Source organism: Rosenbergiella gaditana (genome assembly GCF_018494065.1).
Lineage (GTDB): Bacteria > Pseudomonadota > Gammaproteobacteria > Enterobacterales > Enterobacteriaceae > Rosenbergiella > Rosenbergiella gaditana.
This window is the reverse complement of record NZ_JABBFR010000008.1, coordinates 88,773-105,679: the sequence shown is the minus strand read 5'-3', so window position 1 is coordinate 105,679 and position 16,907 is coordinate 88,773. Positions and strand designations below refer to the sequence as shown.

Genomic DNA, 16,907 nt, shown 5'->3' with positions numbered 1-16,907 from the left:
GATGCAACAGTTAGAAAAAATTATTGAAGCGGCTTTTGAACGCCGTGCCGAAATCACGCCTAATAACGTCGATGCTGAAACGCGCGATGCTGTAAATCAAATTATCCAACTTATCGATAAAGGTGAAGTCCGTGTAGCCGAGAAAATCGATGGTGAATGGGTGACGCATCAGTGGCTAAAAAAAGCAGTACTTCTTTCATTTCGCATCAATGACAACCAAGTCATGGATGGCGCAGAAACCCGTTATTACGATAAAGTCCCATTAAAATTTGCGGACTATGATGAAGCGCGTTTTCGCCAAGAAGGTTTACGCGTTGTTCCCCCAGCAGCCGTGCGTCAAGGTGCCTACATTGCTCGTAATACAGTGCTGATGCCTTCCTATGTGAATATCGGTGCTTATGTCGATGAAGGGACAATGGTTGATACCTGGGTGACCGTTGGCTCCTGTGCGCAGATAGGTAAAAATGTTCACCTTTCTGGCGGCGTAGGAATTGGCGGCGTGTTAGAGCCATTACAAGCTAACCCAACTATTATCGAAGATAACTGCTTTATCGGCGCACGTTCTGAAATTGTAGAAGGTGTCATCGTCGAGGAAGGTTCGGTTATCTCCATGGGCGTTTATATTAGCCAAAGTACACGTATCTATGATCGTGAAACCGGTGAAGTGTTCTATGGCCGTGTCCCGGCGGGCTCTGTAGTCGTTTCCGGTAGCATGCCAGCTAAAGATGGTAGCCACAGCCTATACTGTGCAGTCATTGTGAAGAAAGTTGATGCGAAAACCCGCGCGAAAGTCGGTGTTAACGAATTACTTCGTAGCATTGATGATTAATTGCTCCACTCGCTTCTTGTCTACAATGTGATTGATTCTGGACAAAGGTGAACTCAAGAGGTTAACAACCATGTTTGATAATTTAAAAAGCTTAGGGATCACCCATCCTGAAGAAATTGATCGCTATAATCTTCGTCAAGAAGCGCATCACGATATTTTAAAGATTTACTTTAGAAAGGATAAGGGTGAGTTTTTCGCGAAGAGCGTTAAATTTAAATATCCCCGCCAGAGTAAATCAATTGATCATTTACCTGAAAACGACATTCAAGAGATTAATCCTAACCTCTCTTATGTGATTGAAGAGCTGGATCAGTTATGTCAGCAAAATCCGTTAGAAGTAGATTTGAAAAATAAAATTCTTGAAGATCTGCGTCATTTAGAAGCAGTAGTTTCGAATAAGATCGCAGAAATTGAAGCCGATCTTGATCGACTCACTCGTTATAAATAATGTCTGATTAAAAAAAAATCCCGCTTAGTTGCGGGATTTTTTTATGATATTTAACTGCTCCGGTCACTACCTTCATCGCTATCGTAAATATCACAGCATCTAAAACAGATTAGATTGCAACAACGTTCACAGCAGAAGGACCTTTTGCGCCGTTCTCAATTGAGAACTCGACGTTTTGACCTTCGTCTAACGTTTTAAAATCATTGCTTTGAATAGCAGAGAAGTGAACGAACACATCTTTACTACCATCTGCAGGCGAAATAAAACCAAAACCTTTACCCGCATCAAACCACTTTACTAAACCAGTCATTTTGTTAGACATCGTTAAATCCTTACTTATCGATCCGCTCAGAATGGCGAATCTGATCTGCTATACAGTAAATAGCTTATGGTCACTTAGAAGAAGACTCACGAGGAAGGATATCGATGGATAACGCTTGAACTGAAGACTGCTTTACTAAAATTGCTTACATAAGGTCTGTACTACAAACCGATGACTCTATAATAACCACACTCTTAACGATTACACAACTCTTTTTGGAAAAAATATTAGTGTCTAGTCGGCTTAATCACGATATTCGTTGATTGATGCAGCCCACTAAGTGAGTGTGGGCTGATAATAAAACCTGTGACAGGTCGAATTTTATTGAGCAAGTAAATATAAAACCGCGTTACCGCGCTTAATATTTAAAGCTAACACTGCAGGCTTTGTCTCTAATACCTTGCGTAGTTCACCAAGGTTGGCGATAGATTGCTGATTAACACCTAAGATAATATCGCCCTTTCGTAAACCAATGCGCGAAGCGCTAGACCCGACTTTCACCGCATCCACATGAACGCCTTTCTGTCCATTACTTACCGAGTTACTTAATTCTGCCCCTTCAATTCCTGCATAGATCGTTGCTGAAGAGACATTATCTTGGCGACTCTGTTGAAGTTCGATGGTCACATTAATCGGTTTACCGTCACGTATTATCCCGAGTACTAGCTTAGTCCCTACCGGTAATGAACCCACTTCCGCCCGTAGGGCTGCGAAACTATTTAACGGTTTACCGTTCATCGAGACGATCACATCCCCCGGTTTAATTCCTGCTTTTTCAGCTGAAGAATTAGGTAAAACTTGGCTGATAAAACCGCCACGTTGAGCATTAACATGAATGGCTTTGGCCAATTCAGAGTTAAGTTCTGTGCCCATGATGCCTAATTCCCCCCGCTTGACCTGACCATATTCGATCATCTGTGCCGTGAGGTTTCTCACCATATTGCTTGGGATAGCAAAGCCAATACCTATGTTGCCGCCGTCTGGCGCGAGGATCGCAGTATTAATTCCGATCAGCTCACCATTAAGATTCACGAGAGCTCCTCCCGAATTACCTCGGTTAATCGCGGCATCGGTTTGAATAAAGTTCTCGTAATTATCAACATTCAATCCACTGCGGCCGAGTGCCGAGACAATGCCAGAAGTGACGGTCTCCCCCAGTCCATAGGGGTTGCCAATCGCCACGGTGTAATCGCCAACTTGTAGATTATCAGAGTCAGCCATTTTAATTGCGGTAAGATTCGTCGCATCGTTAAGCTGAATCAGGGCGATATCGGAGCGAGGATCTTTACCTAATACTTTCGCATCAAAACGACGCCCATCACTTAATTGAACAGTGATTTTCGAGGCATTTTCGACAACGTGATTATTGGTCACCACGTAGCCTTTTTGTGCATTAATCACGACCCCAGACCCTAACGCACGAAACTTCTCTTGCTGACTGCCTTGACCTTGGCCTTGGTTCGGCGTTTGGCAGAGAGGTGAGTTCATGAAGGGAGAGCCTTGCTGGCAAAATGGTGTCATATCACCAAAAAATTGCTGGAATTGCTGATTCGCTTGATTTTTAACCGTAGTAGAGCCCTCTACACTGATACTCACAACGGAGGGCATGATTTTTTGCAACATTGGCGCTAAGCTTGGCATTTGTAGGCTATCAGCCGACGTGGTTTGTGCCGCACTAACGCTTATTGAGCTAAATGCTAAACTTAAACTGAGGGCAACCATACTGAGTGATAATATGTTCTTTTTCATAGTCGGATTCTCTTATTTTTACTTTCCTGAATCATTTCTGTGATAACTCACTTAAGAATGAATGTATACCAATTAGTTCCTTATCAACTCCCTGTAAAAACGTAAAAATATATTTGAACTCTTGACACTTTCTAGACGAAATCGACGGCCATTAAACGGCGATATTCTTCCCAAGCGTACAGGTCAGTCATCCCGCTGACATAATCCTGAATCAAACGATATCGGTAATAACGCTCCCATAGCATCAACGTTGAATGGGATAAATCTTGACACTGCTGTAAATGGTGGCAGTAGGCTTTGCAATGTTTATCCGATAAACGGTGAAAAAGCCGCGTTTCAATCGGATAACCTGATAATTCATCTTCCCTAATAAGCCGAGTAAAAGCCTCGTAGGGTAGTAGCATCATCGGTTGGTAAATATCCAACAGCCCACGGATTACACGGTAACCTTGAAGCTCTAACTGTTCGACTTCCGAATGGCGAAAAACGTATTTACGCGCCACTTTTTTAAACATTGCTAATAATCGCCCGGCATCCCCCTCATCTTCAAGCAACGCATGATTGAAGCTTCCTGTAAAGATCGCGGGTAAATGATCAATAAAACGCTGCACTGCATGTTTGACAAGCTCTCGCTGCACATGCACCCGCAGGGACATAAAAAATTGGTCGCCTTTACTCCGCCGTTTCTTCGTTTTCGCCTCAGTCCATGCCTCTTCGACGGTACGCGAAAACAGGTCATTATGTTGTACCGCCCCCCACTCCGTGGCTAAATATCCATACAGCGCATCCACATTGAAAATCGCTTTCTCCACGGCATCGTCTAAATCTGCGATACAATAAGAAATATCGTCTGCCGCTTCCATAATGTAAGTCAAAGGAAAGCGATGAAACTCAGGAAGTTGCGTTTCTTGTCTCAGTTTCTCGATGTAAGGCTGTTCAGACAGATAAAAGCCCGGTTTCTTCATTAACGTTGAATAAGCCTCAGGCTTCTCTCCCTGCCACCAAGCGGGAGCCGTATACTTCATAATACAGGCAACTTGGGCATAGCTGAGATTGAGCTGTAAGATGGTGTGCACTAAACGAATACCCTGAGCATTCCCCTCAAAATGACTCAAGTCGGTACGAATCTTTGCAATCAGTGAGGCAAGATGGGGTTCATCATTATCGAAACCCGGGATACCGACGGCTAAGTGCTCCTGGAACCAATCTTTTAAGGCTGCTTCTCCAAAGTGTCCAAAAGGCGGGTTACCCACATCATGTAGTAAGCACGCCATCTCCACTAAACTCTCGAAACTACGCGCAAAATTTTCTAGACCATAGTGTTCAAGTCCAGAATGCCGCTGTAATTTCAATAAAATTTCACGGGCGATATAGCGCCCTGCCTGCTGGACTTCAAGAGAGTGCGTGAGTCGCGAACGAACGGAGGCGTTGCGTTCTAGGGGAAAGACTTGGGTTTTTTGCTGTAAACGGCGTAATGCGGCAGAGTGTATAATGCGGCCTCGGTCACTCTCAAAAACGCGACTAATTTGTTCTTCAGTCTCAGGAACACGGCCATTATTAAAAGGTCTTTTAACGCTAATTTTATCTTTAAAATTAATCCTCACTCTCTCCTCCCCTCAGACAACATCAATTCCTTCTTACACCATGATAGACTATGCTAACTAGCATAATTGAATCCACCGTTTTAGTAGGAAACAGAATGAAAATAGGCATTATCGGAGCTATGGAGCAAGAAGTTACGCTACTCCGCGATAAAATCGAACAACGCCAAACTATTAGTCTGGCAGGATGTGAGATTTATACAGGCACACTGCAGGGCGTCGACATTGCGCTACTGAAATCGGGCATTGGTAAAACCTCTGCTGCGCTGGGCACAACGCTATTGCTTCAACTCTGTAAGCCAGATGTGGTTATTAATACTGGCTCAGCGGGCGGCTTAGAGAGTAGCCTTAAGATTGGTGATATCGTGGTATCCAGTGAAGTTCGCTATCACGATGCTGATGTCACCGCATTTGGTTACGAGCCAGGTCAAATGGCGGGCTGTCCAGCCGCTTTTCAAGCCGATGAGAATCTCATCTCTACAGTAAAAACCTGCGCGGCTGACTTAGCATTGCATACGGTAACTGGCTTAGTCGTGAGTGGCGATGCATTCATTAATGGTGCAGAGACATTGACACGTATACGTACTACCTTCCCTCAAGCGATTGCGGTAGAGATGGAAGCAACAGCGATTGGCCATGTCTGCCATCAATTCACCACACCCTTCGTAGTCGTCCGCTCTATTTCCGATGTGGCCGATCAAGCCTCACATCTGAGTTTTGATGAGTTCCTAACAATTGCCGCTCAGCAATCATCTTTGCTGGTTGAAGCCATTGTTCAAAAGCTAGGCTAAACTCAAAAAAAATCCCGCCAAGTGCGGGATTTATAAAGAATAAAACTTTACGTTAATTCACAAAATAGCGGCAAAAACTCACATTAGACCGACGTATTTTTAAAATCAGGAATGATTTTTTTATCGATTAAGTGGTCGAATAGCTTATAGAAACTCTGCTCGGTCGATTGATAATCCGTAAAGCCAGCCAAGCGGCTCTTGGTCATATCAGTAAACGCTTCAAAAGATCGCCCCAAATCAGCGTCGGTATGCCACCATGAGGCGAGTTTATCGACGTCTGTAATCTCAAGCTGATATCCCTCCGCTAACGCTGCCCATAATTGTTGAGCATTCGCCTGCTGCATTTGAGTATCAAGCGGTGTCGCACTACCGGAGAATTCACCAGGCTCAACACCAAAGTAATTGGCTAATCTTGGCCATAACCATTTCCAGCGAAAATGCTCACCATTAACAATATTAAAGACCTCATTTTGGGCCTTCTCGGCGTCAGTGGCCCAGATAAGTTGACGGGCCAAGATCCCTGCATCAGTGACATCAGAAACGCCCTGCCACTGCTCAAGGGAACCCGGAAAAACAAAAGGCCAACCTTGTTCACGACAGAGGGCAGCATAAACCGCTAGAGTCTGTCCCATGTTCATGGCATTACCTTGAGCAGCTCCAATAACCGTATGCGGGCGATGCACGCTCCAACGATATCCATATCGTTTCGCTCCCGCAAAAATCTCATCTTCTTGCGCATAATAAAAATTATCGACAGGTTGACGGGGTTGCTCTTCCCTAAAAGGCGTGACCACTGTTTCTGCAGCACCATAAGCTTCAAAAGGACCGAGATAGTGTTTTAGACCGGTGACGAGAGCGACGTGACTTGCCGACAAACGATCACCTAATGCATCAATAACATGCCGAACAATCGCACCGTTGACACGGATATTCTCTTTCTCATTATTTTGGCGTGACCAGACAGTAAAAAATACCGCATCTGGGCGCTGCTCGCTGAGCGCCGCAGAAACCTGCTCCGCTGAAGTGAGATCGGCTATCAGCCCTTTTACATCTTCTGGCAAGGGGGAATGGCCGCGAGAAAGTCCCGTTACCTCCCATCCTTGTTGCAACAGCTCTAAAGCAAGAGCGCTTCCAGTTATACCGCTACAACCGATAATAAGTGCTTTTTTTTGCATACAATCTCCAAAAGTTTGCCTATTCCTCTAGCATAGCCCAGAATTAAATGCTCATCTTAGGTCAAATTTCACACTACTTTTGAATTAAATTCACAAATATGCATGATCAACGTTTTAAAAATATTCACCAATTTATCGCCTGTGTTCAAACTGGAAGCTTCACTGAGGCAGGAAAACGTCTATATCTCTCTCCCTCAGCAATCAGTAAAGCCATTCAAGCCTTAGAGCAACGGTTAGATTGCCGACTCTTCGAACGATCGACTCGAAGATTGCAACTCACCGATGCGGGCAGTACTTATTATGAAACCTGCTTACAGATCCTCCGACAATTAACCGAGACCGAGACGACATTACAACTGAGCCAAGTCTTACCTACCGGTAAAGTTGCCCTCGCTCTTCCCGAAACCTTCGGTAAAGTGGTGGTGCTGCCGTTACTATGCGCCCTCACGCAGCGCTTTCCTGAGTTGCTTCTATCGCTGCATTTCTCAGATACATTACTTGAGCTCGAACAAGAGAAAATCGATATCGCAGTGCGGATAGGGGGGGAAATCCCTTTCGATACCAACGAAGGGTTTCAGCTTTTCGGCTATGAAAAGATGGTGTTTTGCGCAAGCCCTGACTATATCGCCGAATATGGACTACCAAGCACACTGCGCGAAATTTGCGCCCAGCACATCGTCGGCTATCAGGCTCAAAATGGAAAGATGAAACCGTGGATTATTCCGACAAATAAACATCCGCAATCCTGGCATCCTTCACACTACCGGTTGACCGTTAATAATACTGAAGCACAATTGATGGCAGTATGCCAAGGGATTGGCGTTGCGCAGTTACCCTATTGGTTAATCAAAGAAAAGTTAGAACGAGAAGAACTGGTTTTGATAATGCCGGAAATCAAACTAGACGGGTTGCCATTAACATTGCGCTTTAAAGCAAAGCAGCAATCGTCCCCGAAAATTCAGGCAGTGCTTAATGCATTGCACACATTAAGCCTGATAAATTGACGGGGAAAAAGATTAAACGCTGAAGGAGGAGCCGCACCCGCAGGTGGTTTTTGCATTAGGGTTGGTCACAATGAAACGAGCCCCTTCAAGACCTTCGGTGTAATCAACAGAGCCACCCACAAGGTATTGTAGGCTCATTGGGTCAACCACCAGCGCGACGCCTTGTTTCTCAATGGTCATATCGCCATCATTCACTTTATCGTCAAAGGTAAATCCGTATTGGAAACCACTGCAGCCTCCACCTGTGATATACACCCGTAATTTCAGCTCGGGGTTCTCTTCATCTGCGACTAAGGTTTTGACCTTATTCGCCGCCGCATCGGTAAATTGTAACGGCACATTTGCCACGTCATCGCTCATTATTCTGCTCCAAAAAGAGAGGGTCAAATTACAACCTTATCCCTCTATTATCAGCCAGCATAGCTTCGCAATCAAGCCTACAACTAAACCGACCGTGCCGTGATGAGCCCAACCGATAATCATGCCATTAACAGCATGGGGGGTTTTCCATTACACTGTAGGGTATTCTTTCTCCGTTATGCAGGAATTTGCCATGAATAAGTCTGAAACACTGTTTCAAGAAGCCCAATCCGTTATTCCTGGTGGGGTAAACTCACCGGTCCGAGCCTTTTCAGGCGTTGGCGGCACACCTCTTTTTATTGAGCGGGCAGAGGGAGCCTACATCTATGATGCAGACGGCAAAGCCTACATAGACTATATCGGGTCGTGGGGACCGATGGTGCTTGGCCATAATAACGCTGAAATCCGTAATGCAGTGATCCAAGCAGCTGAACGTGGTTTAAGTTTTGGCGCACCAACCGAAATGGAAGTCAACATGGCGGAGCTGGTCTGTGAGCTAGTCCCCTCGATGGATATGGTGCGTATGGTGAACTCAGGGACAGAAGCGACAATGAGTGCTATCCGCCTTGCTCGAGGCTATACCCAGCGCGATAAGCTGATCAAATTTGAAGGCTGCTATCATGGACATGCCGACCACTTGCTCGTGAAAGCAGGATCCGGCGCCCTGACCCTCGGACAACCTAACTCTCCAGGTGTACCGGCCGATGTGGTACGCCACACCTTGACCTGTACCTACAATGACCTCGATTCCGTTCGCCAAGCCTTTGAACAGTACCCTGATGATATTGCTTGTGTGATTGTAGAACCCGTTGCCGGTAATATGAACTGTATTCCTCCACAACCAGGCTTTCTACAGGGCTTGCGTGAGTTATGTGATGAATTTGGGGCGCTATTCATTATTGATGAAGTGATGACCGGCTTTCGCGTTGCACTAGGCGGTGCCCAAGCATACTACAATGTTACGCCAGATCTTACTTGCTTAGGTAAAATAATCGGCGGTGGTATGCCAGTCGGCGCATTTGGTGGCCGCAAAGAGGTGATGGAAGCTCTCGCTCCCTTAGGGCCAGTTTATCAAGCCGGGACACTCTCTGGGAACCCCATTGCTATGGCAGCAGGCTATGCATGTTTACAGCAGCTGTCACAGCTCGGTGTTCACCGTACCCTCACCTCACTTACGCAACGTCTCTGTGCCGGGCTTGAGCGTGTGGCAGAGCAAAACAATATTTCGTTAGTCACGAATCAAGTTGGCGCGATGTTTGGCCTGTTCTTTACCGAAGATAAAGAAGTCACCTGTTATGCGGATGTTACCCGCTGCGATACCGAGCGCTTTAAACAGTTCTTCCATCTCATGTTGGAAGAAGGTATCTACTTCGCCCCTTCAGCGTTTGAAGCAGGCTTTATGTCACTGGCGCACAGTGAAGAGGATATCGATCGGACGATCGACGCCGCTCGCCGTAGTTTTGCCAAACTAGCCTAACCCTTCTTTCGGGTAAAAAAAAGCGCTGCCTCAGCAGCGCTTTCATTGTGTTCAGCCCACTTAGTGGCCAAACATATCTTTTATCCAACCGGCCACACCATTACTTTGGCTGCCTTGTTGTTCTTGCTGTTGCTGCTGCTGTAACTGCTGCTGCTGTTGCTCAACCTGTTGCTGTTGTTGCTGACACAGTGCATTTGGATCAGCGGTCCAGACAGGTAGACTCCGCCATGTACTGCTTCCCGTATTACAGACAAAATTCCCCGCTGAATCGACAGGCATCATTGAGACGTCATCAGGGGGCGTCAGCTGTAGAGGCGTTGGCGGTTGACTCGCAAGATAGCGACGATAAATTTGCATTGCACCACTTGATCCGTAGAGGCGTGTCGATTGGTTATTATCACGACCAATCCAGGTGATTGCGACTTCTTTACCATCTATCCCCGCAAACCAGCTATCGACTAAGTTATTCGTGGTACCCGTTTTACCTGCTAAATGCATCGAAGTGTATTGGCTGCCTAAAGCATGAGCGGTCCCATGGTCCACGACCTGCTGCATGGAGTAGAGCGTTAGATAAGCGGCTTCCGGTGGCTCAACCTGCTGCGCTTGAGGGTAACTTTGATACAGAACTTTATTATCTTCGGAGATCACTGATCTGACTGCAGATAACGTCGCACGGTTACCACCACTGGCAATAGTCTGGAAAGCCTGAGCGACCTCGACCGGTGTCAAGTTAAGCGCGCCCAGCAACATAGCCGGTACCGGCGCTAACTGGTCTTGGCTTACGCCAAGCTTTGTCCAAGTCTCCACAACATTTTTTAGGCCCAATGACATTCCTAGGTTAACTGTAGGCACGTTCATCGAGTGCGTTAAAGCATCCACCAACATCACTTTACCGCTGAACTGATGATCATCATTCTCTGGACGCCAAATCTGACCATTAGGCTGTTTTAAGGCTAAAGGTTGGTCAGCAATCCAACTGTTCAGGCGATATTGCTGCGGCTGACTTAGCGCAGTCAAATAAGTCGCTGGCTTCGCTAGGGAGCCGATAGAGCGCCGTGCCTGCAGCGCACGGTTGTATCCAGCAAACTGAGGATTTGATCCCCCGACCATTGCACGGACTTCACCACTGAAACGGTCCACCACCACCATCGCTGTTTCTAAATCGGCAAGACGACGTTGTTTACGTAGAGTAGGTATCCCTTCTTCGACGGCTTTTTCTGCGGCATCTTGTGAAATAGGATCGAGAGTGGTGAAAATTTTCACTCCTGAAAGATCTTGTACCTTATCTCCCAGTTTTTGCTGCAACTCGTTACGAACCATTTGCATAAAGGCAGGCTGAGGCGTAATCACACCGCCTTTTGGCTGGACTCCTAATGGTCGTGCGGAGAGCATGTCGTAAAGTTCTTGGTTAATCACGTTCTGCTGTTGCAGTAAACGCAGCACCAAGTTACGGCGCTCTAATGCTAATTTCGGGTTACGCCAAGGGTTGTAGAGAGAAGCCCCTTTTACCATACCGACTAGCAGCGCCTGCTGATCGAGGCTCAGCTCATCAACAGGACGGCCAAAGTAATATAAGCTCGCTAAGGGGAATCCACGGATTTGATCATTACCCGCCTGACCTAAATAGACCTCATTGAGGTAGAGCTCCAGAATGCGATCTTTGCTATAACGCGCATCAACAATTACCGCCATATAGGCTTCACGCACTTTACGCCACAGTGAACGTTGATTGGTTAAGAATAAGTTTTTAACCAATTGCTGGGTAAGCGTACTGCCCCCTTGTACGGCACGCCCAGCCGTAAGATTCGCCACAAAAGCACGGCCAATCGAGTAGAGGCTGATACCATCATGCTCATAGAAATGGCGGTCTTCAGTCGCGACCAAGGTATCGACCAACAGATCAGGGAACCCAGCACGTGGAACAAACAGACGCTGTTCGCCATTCGGTGACTGCATCATAGTAATCAAACGAGGATCGAGACGGAAATAACCAAAATCACGGCCAGTATCGAGGTTTTTAATCTCACTAAGCTCACCGTCTTCAAAATTCAATTGAGTATGAATTTGGCCTTCTTTACCCTCTGGGAAGTCGAAAGGTCGACGCAATAATTCGATGCTATTCCCTTTAACAGAAAACTCACCCGGACGAGTAATTTTCGTCACCTGGCGGTACTGTGTCCCTTCAAGCAAGGCGATCATATCTTTGCGATCAAAAGGCATTCCTGGCTCAAGACTCACCATACGTCCATAAACGGTCGCAGGAAGATCCCAAACGCGCCCATCAATCCGGTGACGAATTTCAGAATCGAGATAGACACCCCATGCTGCAATAATCACAGCAACGACTAGGATAATTTTTAGTAGTAGACCTAGCCAACTTCTTTTATGGCTTTTTCGCGGGGCTTTTCCACGTTTTTTAGTTACAGGCAATGACGTATTCTCCTCATCATCATAGCTATCCTGATCTTCTTGGTATTTCGTATTGCGTTGTGAAGCCGGATGGCTTTTACCCTTCGGCCTTGATTTTCCTTTACGCCCTATGGGTTCGCGATCATTCCCAGACATGGATTCTCTCTCCAGGCTTTGCCTCAATCGGCGACATACTTTATCTTTATTTTAGGTCCAAAAACACAGAACCTTCCGAAAGATTCGTGACTAAATTTCAGGTGGACGACTTTCTTATTTTGGTTGTAGGTAAAGTATTGGCCGGATCATCAGGCCATAGATGTTTAGGATAGCGTCCTTTCATCTCTTTTTGTACTTCACGCCAACTTCCTTGCCAAAAACCAGCTAAGTCCTGCGTTATTTGAATCGGACGTTGCGCGGGGGATAATAGCTCAATCACCAAATTAATTCGCCCGCGCGCCACACTTAAAGGGCGTTGTTGACCATACATTTCTTGTACCCTGATCGATAACAAAGGCGCTCGAGGTGAGAGATAATCAATAGCCACTTTTCTACCGGTTGGCACACTGATATGCGTGGGGATATCAGTCTCTAAACATTTCCATTGTTCCCAACTCAACTGAGCTTTCAGCGCCTCATAAAGATTGATACGTGAAAAATTCCCCGAAGAGGGTAAACGTACAAGTTCAGGGCCTAACCAAACCGCCAAACTGTCCATTAAGTGTGTATCTGTCATTGATGGCCACGCGACTTCTGGTAACCACTGTTGAGCATAACGCAGCCTCTCTCGCAGTTCGAGTGCTGGCTTATCCCAAGGCAACCCTGTCAGTCCTTTTTCCCTTATCCAAGCTAAATAGGCGGCGATTAACTGCTCCGGGTTAGGCTTAGCCCCAGGACGCGAACTCACAATAATCTCGCCAATAACTTCATGTTGCCATACTTTATACTGCGCCTGATTCTCCTCCCACTCTAGCGCATGCCGATGCGTAATTAACTGCGGCGCTTCACGTCGGATATCGTCAAGTGACAGAGGAAAGGCTAGCTGAATATTTGCTTCATGCCGATCTGCCGATAGCTGTAAGTGTAGCACTATCAGCCAAGTATAGCGGGTCAAGGGATGGTCAAGTGTAAGTATTGCTCCGCGGCCATCGGCTAATTGGTAGCGATGACTGGCCCCGCGTCGATAGGCGATTCGGTCAGCAAACGCCGACAATAACAGGGGAAGCACTTTATCGGGATGGCTGGTGGTAAATGTTCCCCCTAGTATGCGGCAAACCTGCCGAGCGCGAGTATTCCATACACCGCTCGGTGCGGCGAGACTATCGCGTAAGTCGCCATCACCTCGTCGTTCGGGTTGCTCAATGATCGCCGTCAGTAATGCGGCGGTAGACAGACTAGCGCTAAGTGACTCGCTCGCGATCAACATCGCTGCTAACCGTGGCGCAATACCAAGGTTAGCCATTTTTATTCCCTTAGACGTCAGAGCCCCTTCAACGTCAACGGCCGCCAACTGGCGTAATTGCTCACGAGCATGAGCCAGTGCGGGCTGAGAAGGCAAATCTAACCAATTTAACCGCGTCACCTCTTGGCACCCCCAAGCAAGTACATTCAGTAGTAGCCCGGTTAAATCACTCCGTAAAATCTCGGGTATGGCTTGTTCTGCCAAGCGCTCAGCTTGCTCGTAAGTAATCAAATGCCAACACTTCCCCGGCATCAGGCGGCCGGCACGCCCCGCGCGTTGAGTCATTGACGACTGGCTCACATAGTGGGTTTTAAGCCGGTGAGTACCCGCCCGTAAGTCAAAGTGCGACACTCGCTCCAACACCGAGTCGATGATTAAGCTGATCCCTTCAATGGTCAGACTGGTTTCGGCAATGTTCGTGGCAAAGACGACTTTTCGCTGTCCGGTTGCTGAAACCGTGATTGCCTGTTGTTGCTGTTCGATAGATAAAGCGCCATATAGAGGGCTTAACACCACTCCGGCCGGGCAACGTGCCGCAACCTCATTGATAACTTGATGGATCTCACGCTCACCGGGTAAGAAAACCAGCATATCACCCTGTTCTTGCCGGAGTACTTCAACGATTTTATTCGCGAGGTTTACTGAAAATAGTCCTTGTGAAGGTATCCCGTGATAGAAGCGCTCAACCGGAAAATGCCTGCCTGCCGAGGTAATGATCGGTGCCTGTGCTAAAACGTCCCCTAATCGACGATTATCGAGAGTTGCCGACATAATCAGTAGTTTAAGATCGTCACGTAAGCCTTCTTGGATATCCAACATAAAAGCTAAAGCGAGGTCAGCCTGTAAACTACGCTCGTGAAATTCATCAATGATCACCAGTGAAACATCTTCCAGCATGGGATCCTGTTGCAATCGGCGTGTTAAAACCCCTTCGGTCACGACTTCCAGACGAGTCGTCTTCCCAATACAATGCTCCGCACGCATGCGATAGCCGACCGTAGCACCGGGCGCTTCACCCAGATAGTGAGCGAGACGATAGGCCACATTTTTGGCAGCTAACCGTCTTGGCTCTAACATAATAATTTTGCCGGTCAGCGGGAGGCGTTGCAGTAACTGTATGGGGAGCCAAGTAGATTTCCCTGCACCAGGCGGTGCCTGAAGAATAACTTGAGGTGAAGTAGAGAGGGCGAGCACTAGCTCATCAAGCACGTCATGAATCGGGAGGGGGCTCAATCTTCGCTCCGTTTAGGGATTATGATACTATGGGCACTATACCATTAATTCGTGCTTCATACTTGTTCCCCTCTACGATCGTCATAAGGAACTTTGTGGTTTCCCCAACAAAAACCGTGGCAGATAATTACTTCTTAGCACTAACGTTACCCAGTAGCGCCACTGAGCAATTGATTAATTGGCGCGCCACCGCTCTCCCTGCTGATGCGGGAATACCCGTCGCCAGAGAACAGCTTTACATGGTCCTTGCCTGGATGAATGCGCCAAGTGCTTCACAACTGGTTCGACTGCAACCACTTATTGCGTCGCTGCAGTCCCCCTCGTTTACTCTCACGCTCAATGATGCTGGCTATTGGCCAAGGTCGGGGCAGCTTTGGGTCGGGTGCCGTCCTGCACCACGAGAACTTTTACAGTTGGCAGATCTGCTACGCTCAAGGGTAGCCCGAGTGGGTTGCCCTCAACCTGCTTTTCCTTTTCATCCACATATCACGCTATTAAGACAGGTCCCGGCGTCAATTCGCTTACCAGGACGCGACTTTTCATGGCCCATCACCTGCCAAAATTTTTCGTTAATGAGTAGCCGTTACCAGCGTGGCAGATTAACCCTTAACACAGAACACTGTTACCCACTGTTCGATAGATAGGAAGATTGATGGAATTTATCTCACCACTCCAGCCAGCCACCTTAATTAAACGCTACAAACGCTTTCTCGCCGATGTCCGTCTACCCAACGGTGAGATCACGACAATCCACTGTGCGAACACCGGCGCAATGACGGGCTGTGCGACGCCGGGTGATACGGTATGGTACTCAACTTCCTCCTCATCAACGCGTAAATATCCCTTTAGCTGGGAGCTCACACAAACCGCGGATAATCATTGGATCGGTATAAATACCTTGCGAGCGAATCATGTGGTTGAAGAACTCCTCGACCAACAGGGAGTCCCTTCCCTTCGTAATTTTACTCACTTGCAGCGCGAAGTGGCGTTTGGCGATGAAAAGAGTCGTATCGACTTCGTCCTTTCCAATAAAAATGAAGAAAAATGTTATCTTGAGGTTAAATCCGTCACGTTATTAGAAAACGGAAAGGGCTATTTCCCTGATACGGTAACCGTTCGCGGGCAAAAACATCTTCGAGAATTGACCTCGATTGTTAAGCAGGGCCATCGAGCTGTACTTTTTTTTGCGGTATTACACACGGGTATTGACCAAGTCAGTGTAGCTAGGCACCTTGACCCGGTCTACGCGCAACTTTTGAGCGAAGCGATAGCAATAGGTGTCGAAGTTATCGTCTATCGTTCACAAATCACCCGCTACCAACTGTTACTCGTGGACCCGATACCATTCGTCGAATAGAGGGGTAATTGTTTTCTTTTAGGAGTTTTTCCTCTTTAATTAGAAACATATTATCAATAACACGAAACTCATCGTTATCAGTAATTGCCAACCCTTGAGGATTCTGATATTTATAGCGCCCTGTTTTTTTCCCTTAGTGGGAATCAGGAATCGATAGTGCGTGTTATCCAGGAGAAGCAACATGCAAGAAGGGCAAAAACGTAAAACATCGTCTCTGAGTATCCTCGCCATCGCTGGGGTGGCGCCGTATCAGGAGAAACCGGGCGAAGAGTATATGAACGAAGCCCAGCTGGAACACTTCAAGAAAATTCTTGTTGCTTGGCGTAATCAACTCAGGGATGAAGTAGACCGTACCGTCAGCCATATGCAAGACGAAGCGTCTAACTTTCCTGACCCGGCCGATCGCGCAACACAAGAAGAAGAGTTCAGTCTGGAACTGCGTAACCGAGATCGTGAACGTAAGTTAATTAAGAAAATAGAAAAAACGCTGAAAAAAGTTGAAGATGACGACTTCGGTTTTTGTGAAGCTTGTGGTGTAGAAATCGGCATTCGCCGTCTTGAAGCACGCCCTACTGCCGATATGTGTATCGACTGTAAGACGTTAGCAGAAATTCGCGAAAAACAGATGGCAGGCTAATCCTACCGCTGATCGAGGATATACCTAATTGCACGGCCGCAACGCCTAATCGTTAG

15 protein-coding genes are annotated in these 16,907 nt (G+C 47.0%); 8 read left to right on the top strand and 7 right to left on the bottom strand.

Features of this window, described 5'->3' with window-relative positions; translation table 11 throughout:
• Position 1: 1 nt before the first annotated feature.
• Together dapD and HH682_RS07785 are read left to right on the top strand one after the other, a co-directional pair.
• Positions 2-829: a 2,3,4,5-tetrahydropyridine-2,6-dicarboxylate N-succinyltransferase gene (dapD, locus tag HH682_RS07790; RefSeq protein WP_214237052.1), complete on the top strand. Its 828-nt coding sequence runs from the start codon at positions 2-4 to the stop codon at positions 827-829.
• A gap of 70 nt (positions 830-899) precedes the next feature.
• Positions 900-1,277, top strand: coding sequence for a DUF3461 family protein (locus tag HH682_RS07785; RefSeq protein WP_214237017.1), 378 nt, complete (start codon positions 900-902; stop codon positions 1,275-1,277).
• 109 nt (positions 1,278-1,386) lie between these two features.
• On the opposite strand, the gene cspE is transcribed toward HH682_RS07785, so the two are convergent.
• The 3 genes from cspE to dgt all read right to left on the bottom strand — a co-directional run bounded on the left by cspE (position 1,387) and on the right by dgt (position 4,952).
• Positions 1,387-1,599: a transcription antiterminator/RNA stability regulator CspE gene (gene cspE / locus HH682_RS07780; RefSeq protein WP_214237016.1), complete on the bottom strand. Its 213-nt coding sequence runs from the start codon at positions 1,597-1,599 to the stop codon at positions 1,387-1,389.
• A 321-nt stretch (positions 1,600-1,920) separates the two neighbouring features.
• Complete coding sequence (gene degP, locus HH682_RS07775; protein WP_214237015.1) at positions 1,921-3,348, bottom strand: serine endoprotease DegP; 1,428 nt, start codon at positions 3,346-3,348, stop codon at positions 1,921-1,923.
• 131 nt (positions 3,349-3,479) lie between these two features.
• Complete coding sequence (gene dgt, locus HH682_RS07770; protein ID WP_214237014.1) at positions 3,480-4,952, bottom strand: dGTPase; 1,473 nt, start codon at positions 4,950-4,952, stop codon at positions 3,480-3,482.
• Between the two features lie 95 nt (positions 4,953-5,047).
• On the opposite strand from dgt, the gene mtnN reads away from it, so the two are divergent.
• On the top strand, positions 5,048-5,740 hold the full coding sequence (gene mtnN / locus HH682_RS07765) for a 5'-methylthioadenosine/S-adenosylhomocysteine nucleosidase (protein ID WP_214237013.1): 693 nt from the start codon (positions 5,048-5,050) through the stop codon (positions 5,738-5,740).
• Between the two features lie 83 nt (positions 5,741-5,823).
• Here the strand turns inward: mtnN and HH682_RS07760 are convergent, their stop codons facing one another.
• The gene (locus tag HH682_RS07760) at positions 5,824-6,915 is read right to left on the bottom strand and encodes an SDR family oxidoreductase (protein WP_214237012.1); all 1,092 of its coding nucleotides are present in this window, start codon (positions 6,913-6,915) and stop codon (positions 5,824-5,826) included.
• A 98-nt stretch (positions 6,916-7,013) separates the two neighbouring features.
• On the opposite strand from HH682_RS07760, the gene HH682_RS07755 reads away from it, so the two are divergent.
• Positions 7,014-7,919, top strand: a complete 906-nt coding sequence (locus HH682_RS07755) for a LysR family transcriptional regulator (RefSeq protein WP_214237011.1) — start codon at positions 7,014-7,016, stop codon at positions 7,917-7,919.
• A gap of 12 nt (positions 7,920-7,931) precedes the next feature.
• On the opposite strand, the gene erpA is transcribed toward HH682_RS07755, so the two are convergent.
• Entirely contained in the window at positions 7,932-8,279 is a 348-nt protein-coding gene (gene erpA / locus HH682_RS07750) for an iron-sulfur cluster insertion protein ErpA (RefSeq protein ID WP_048911552.1), read from the bottom strand.
• A gap of 193 nt (positions 8,280-8,472) precedes the next feature.
• Between erpA and hemL the strand changes: the two genes are divergently transcribed.
• Positions 8,473-9,756 (top strand): glutamate-1-semialdehyde 2,1-aminomutase, encoded by a 1,284-nt coding sequence (hemL, locus tag HH682_RS07745; RefSeq protein ID WP_214237010.1) that lies wholly within the window; start codon positions 8,473-8,475, stop codon positions 9,754-9,756.
• Between the two features lie 60 nt (positions 9,757-9,816).
• On the opposite strand, the gene mrcB is transcribed toward hemL, so the two are convergent.
• On the bottom strand, positions 9,817-12,321 hold the full coding sequence (mrcB, locus tag HH682_RS07740; RefSeq protein WP_214237009.1) for a bifunctional glycosyl transferase/transpeptidase: 2,505 nt from the start codon (positions 12,319-12,321) through the stop codon (positions 9,817-9,819).
• A 97-nt stretch (positions 12,322-12,418) separates the two neighbouring features.
• Entirely contained in the window at positions 12,419-14,857 is a 2,439-nt protein-coding gene (hrpB, locus tag HH682_RS07735; RefSeq protein ID WP_214237008.1) for an ATP-dependent helicase HrpB, read from the bottom strand.
• 95 nt (positions 14,858-14,952) lie between these two features.
• Between hrpB and thpR the strand changes: the two genes are divergently transcribed.
• The 3 genes from thpR to dksA all read left to right on the top strand — a co-directional run bounded on the left by thpR (position 14,953) and on the right by dksA (position 16,851).
• Entirely contained in the window at positions 14,953-15,501 is a 549-nt protein-coding gene (gene thpR, locus HH682_RS07730; RefSeq protein WP_338049321.1) for an RNA 2',3'-cyclic phosphodiesterase, read from the top strand.
• 8 nt (positions 15,502-15,509) lie between these two features.
• Complete coding sequence (sfsA, locus tag HH682_RS07725) at positions 15,510-16,214, top strand: DNA/RNA nuclease SfsA (RefSeq protein ID WP_214237006.1); 705 nt, start codon at positions 15,510-15,512, stop codon at positions 16,212-16,214.
• Positions 16,215-16,395: 181 nt separating this feature from the next.
• Entirely contained in the window at positions 16,396-16,851 is a 456-nt protein-coding gene (gene dksA / locus HH682_RS07720) for an RNA polymerase-binding protein DksA (protein ID WP_214237005.1), read from the top strand.
• Positions 16,852-16,907: the final 56 nt, after the last annotated feature.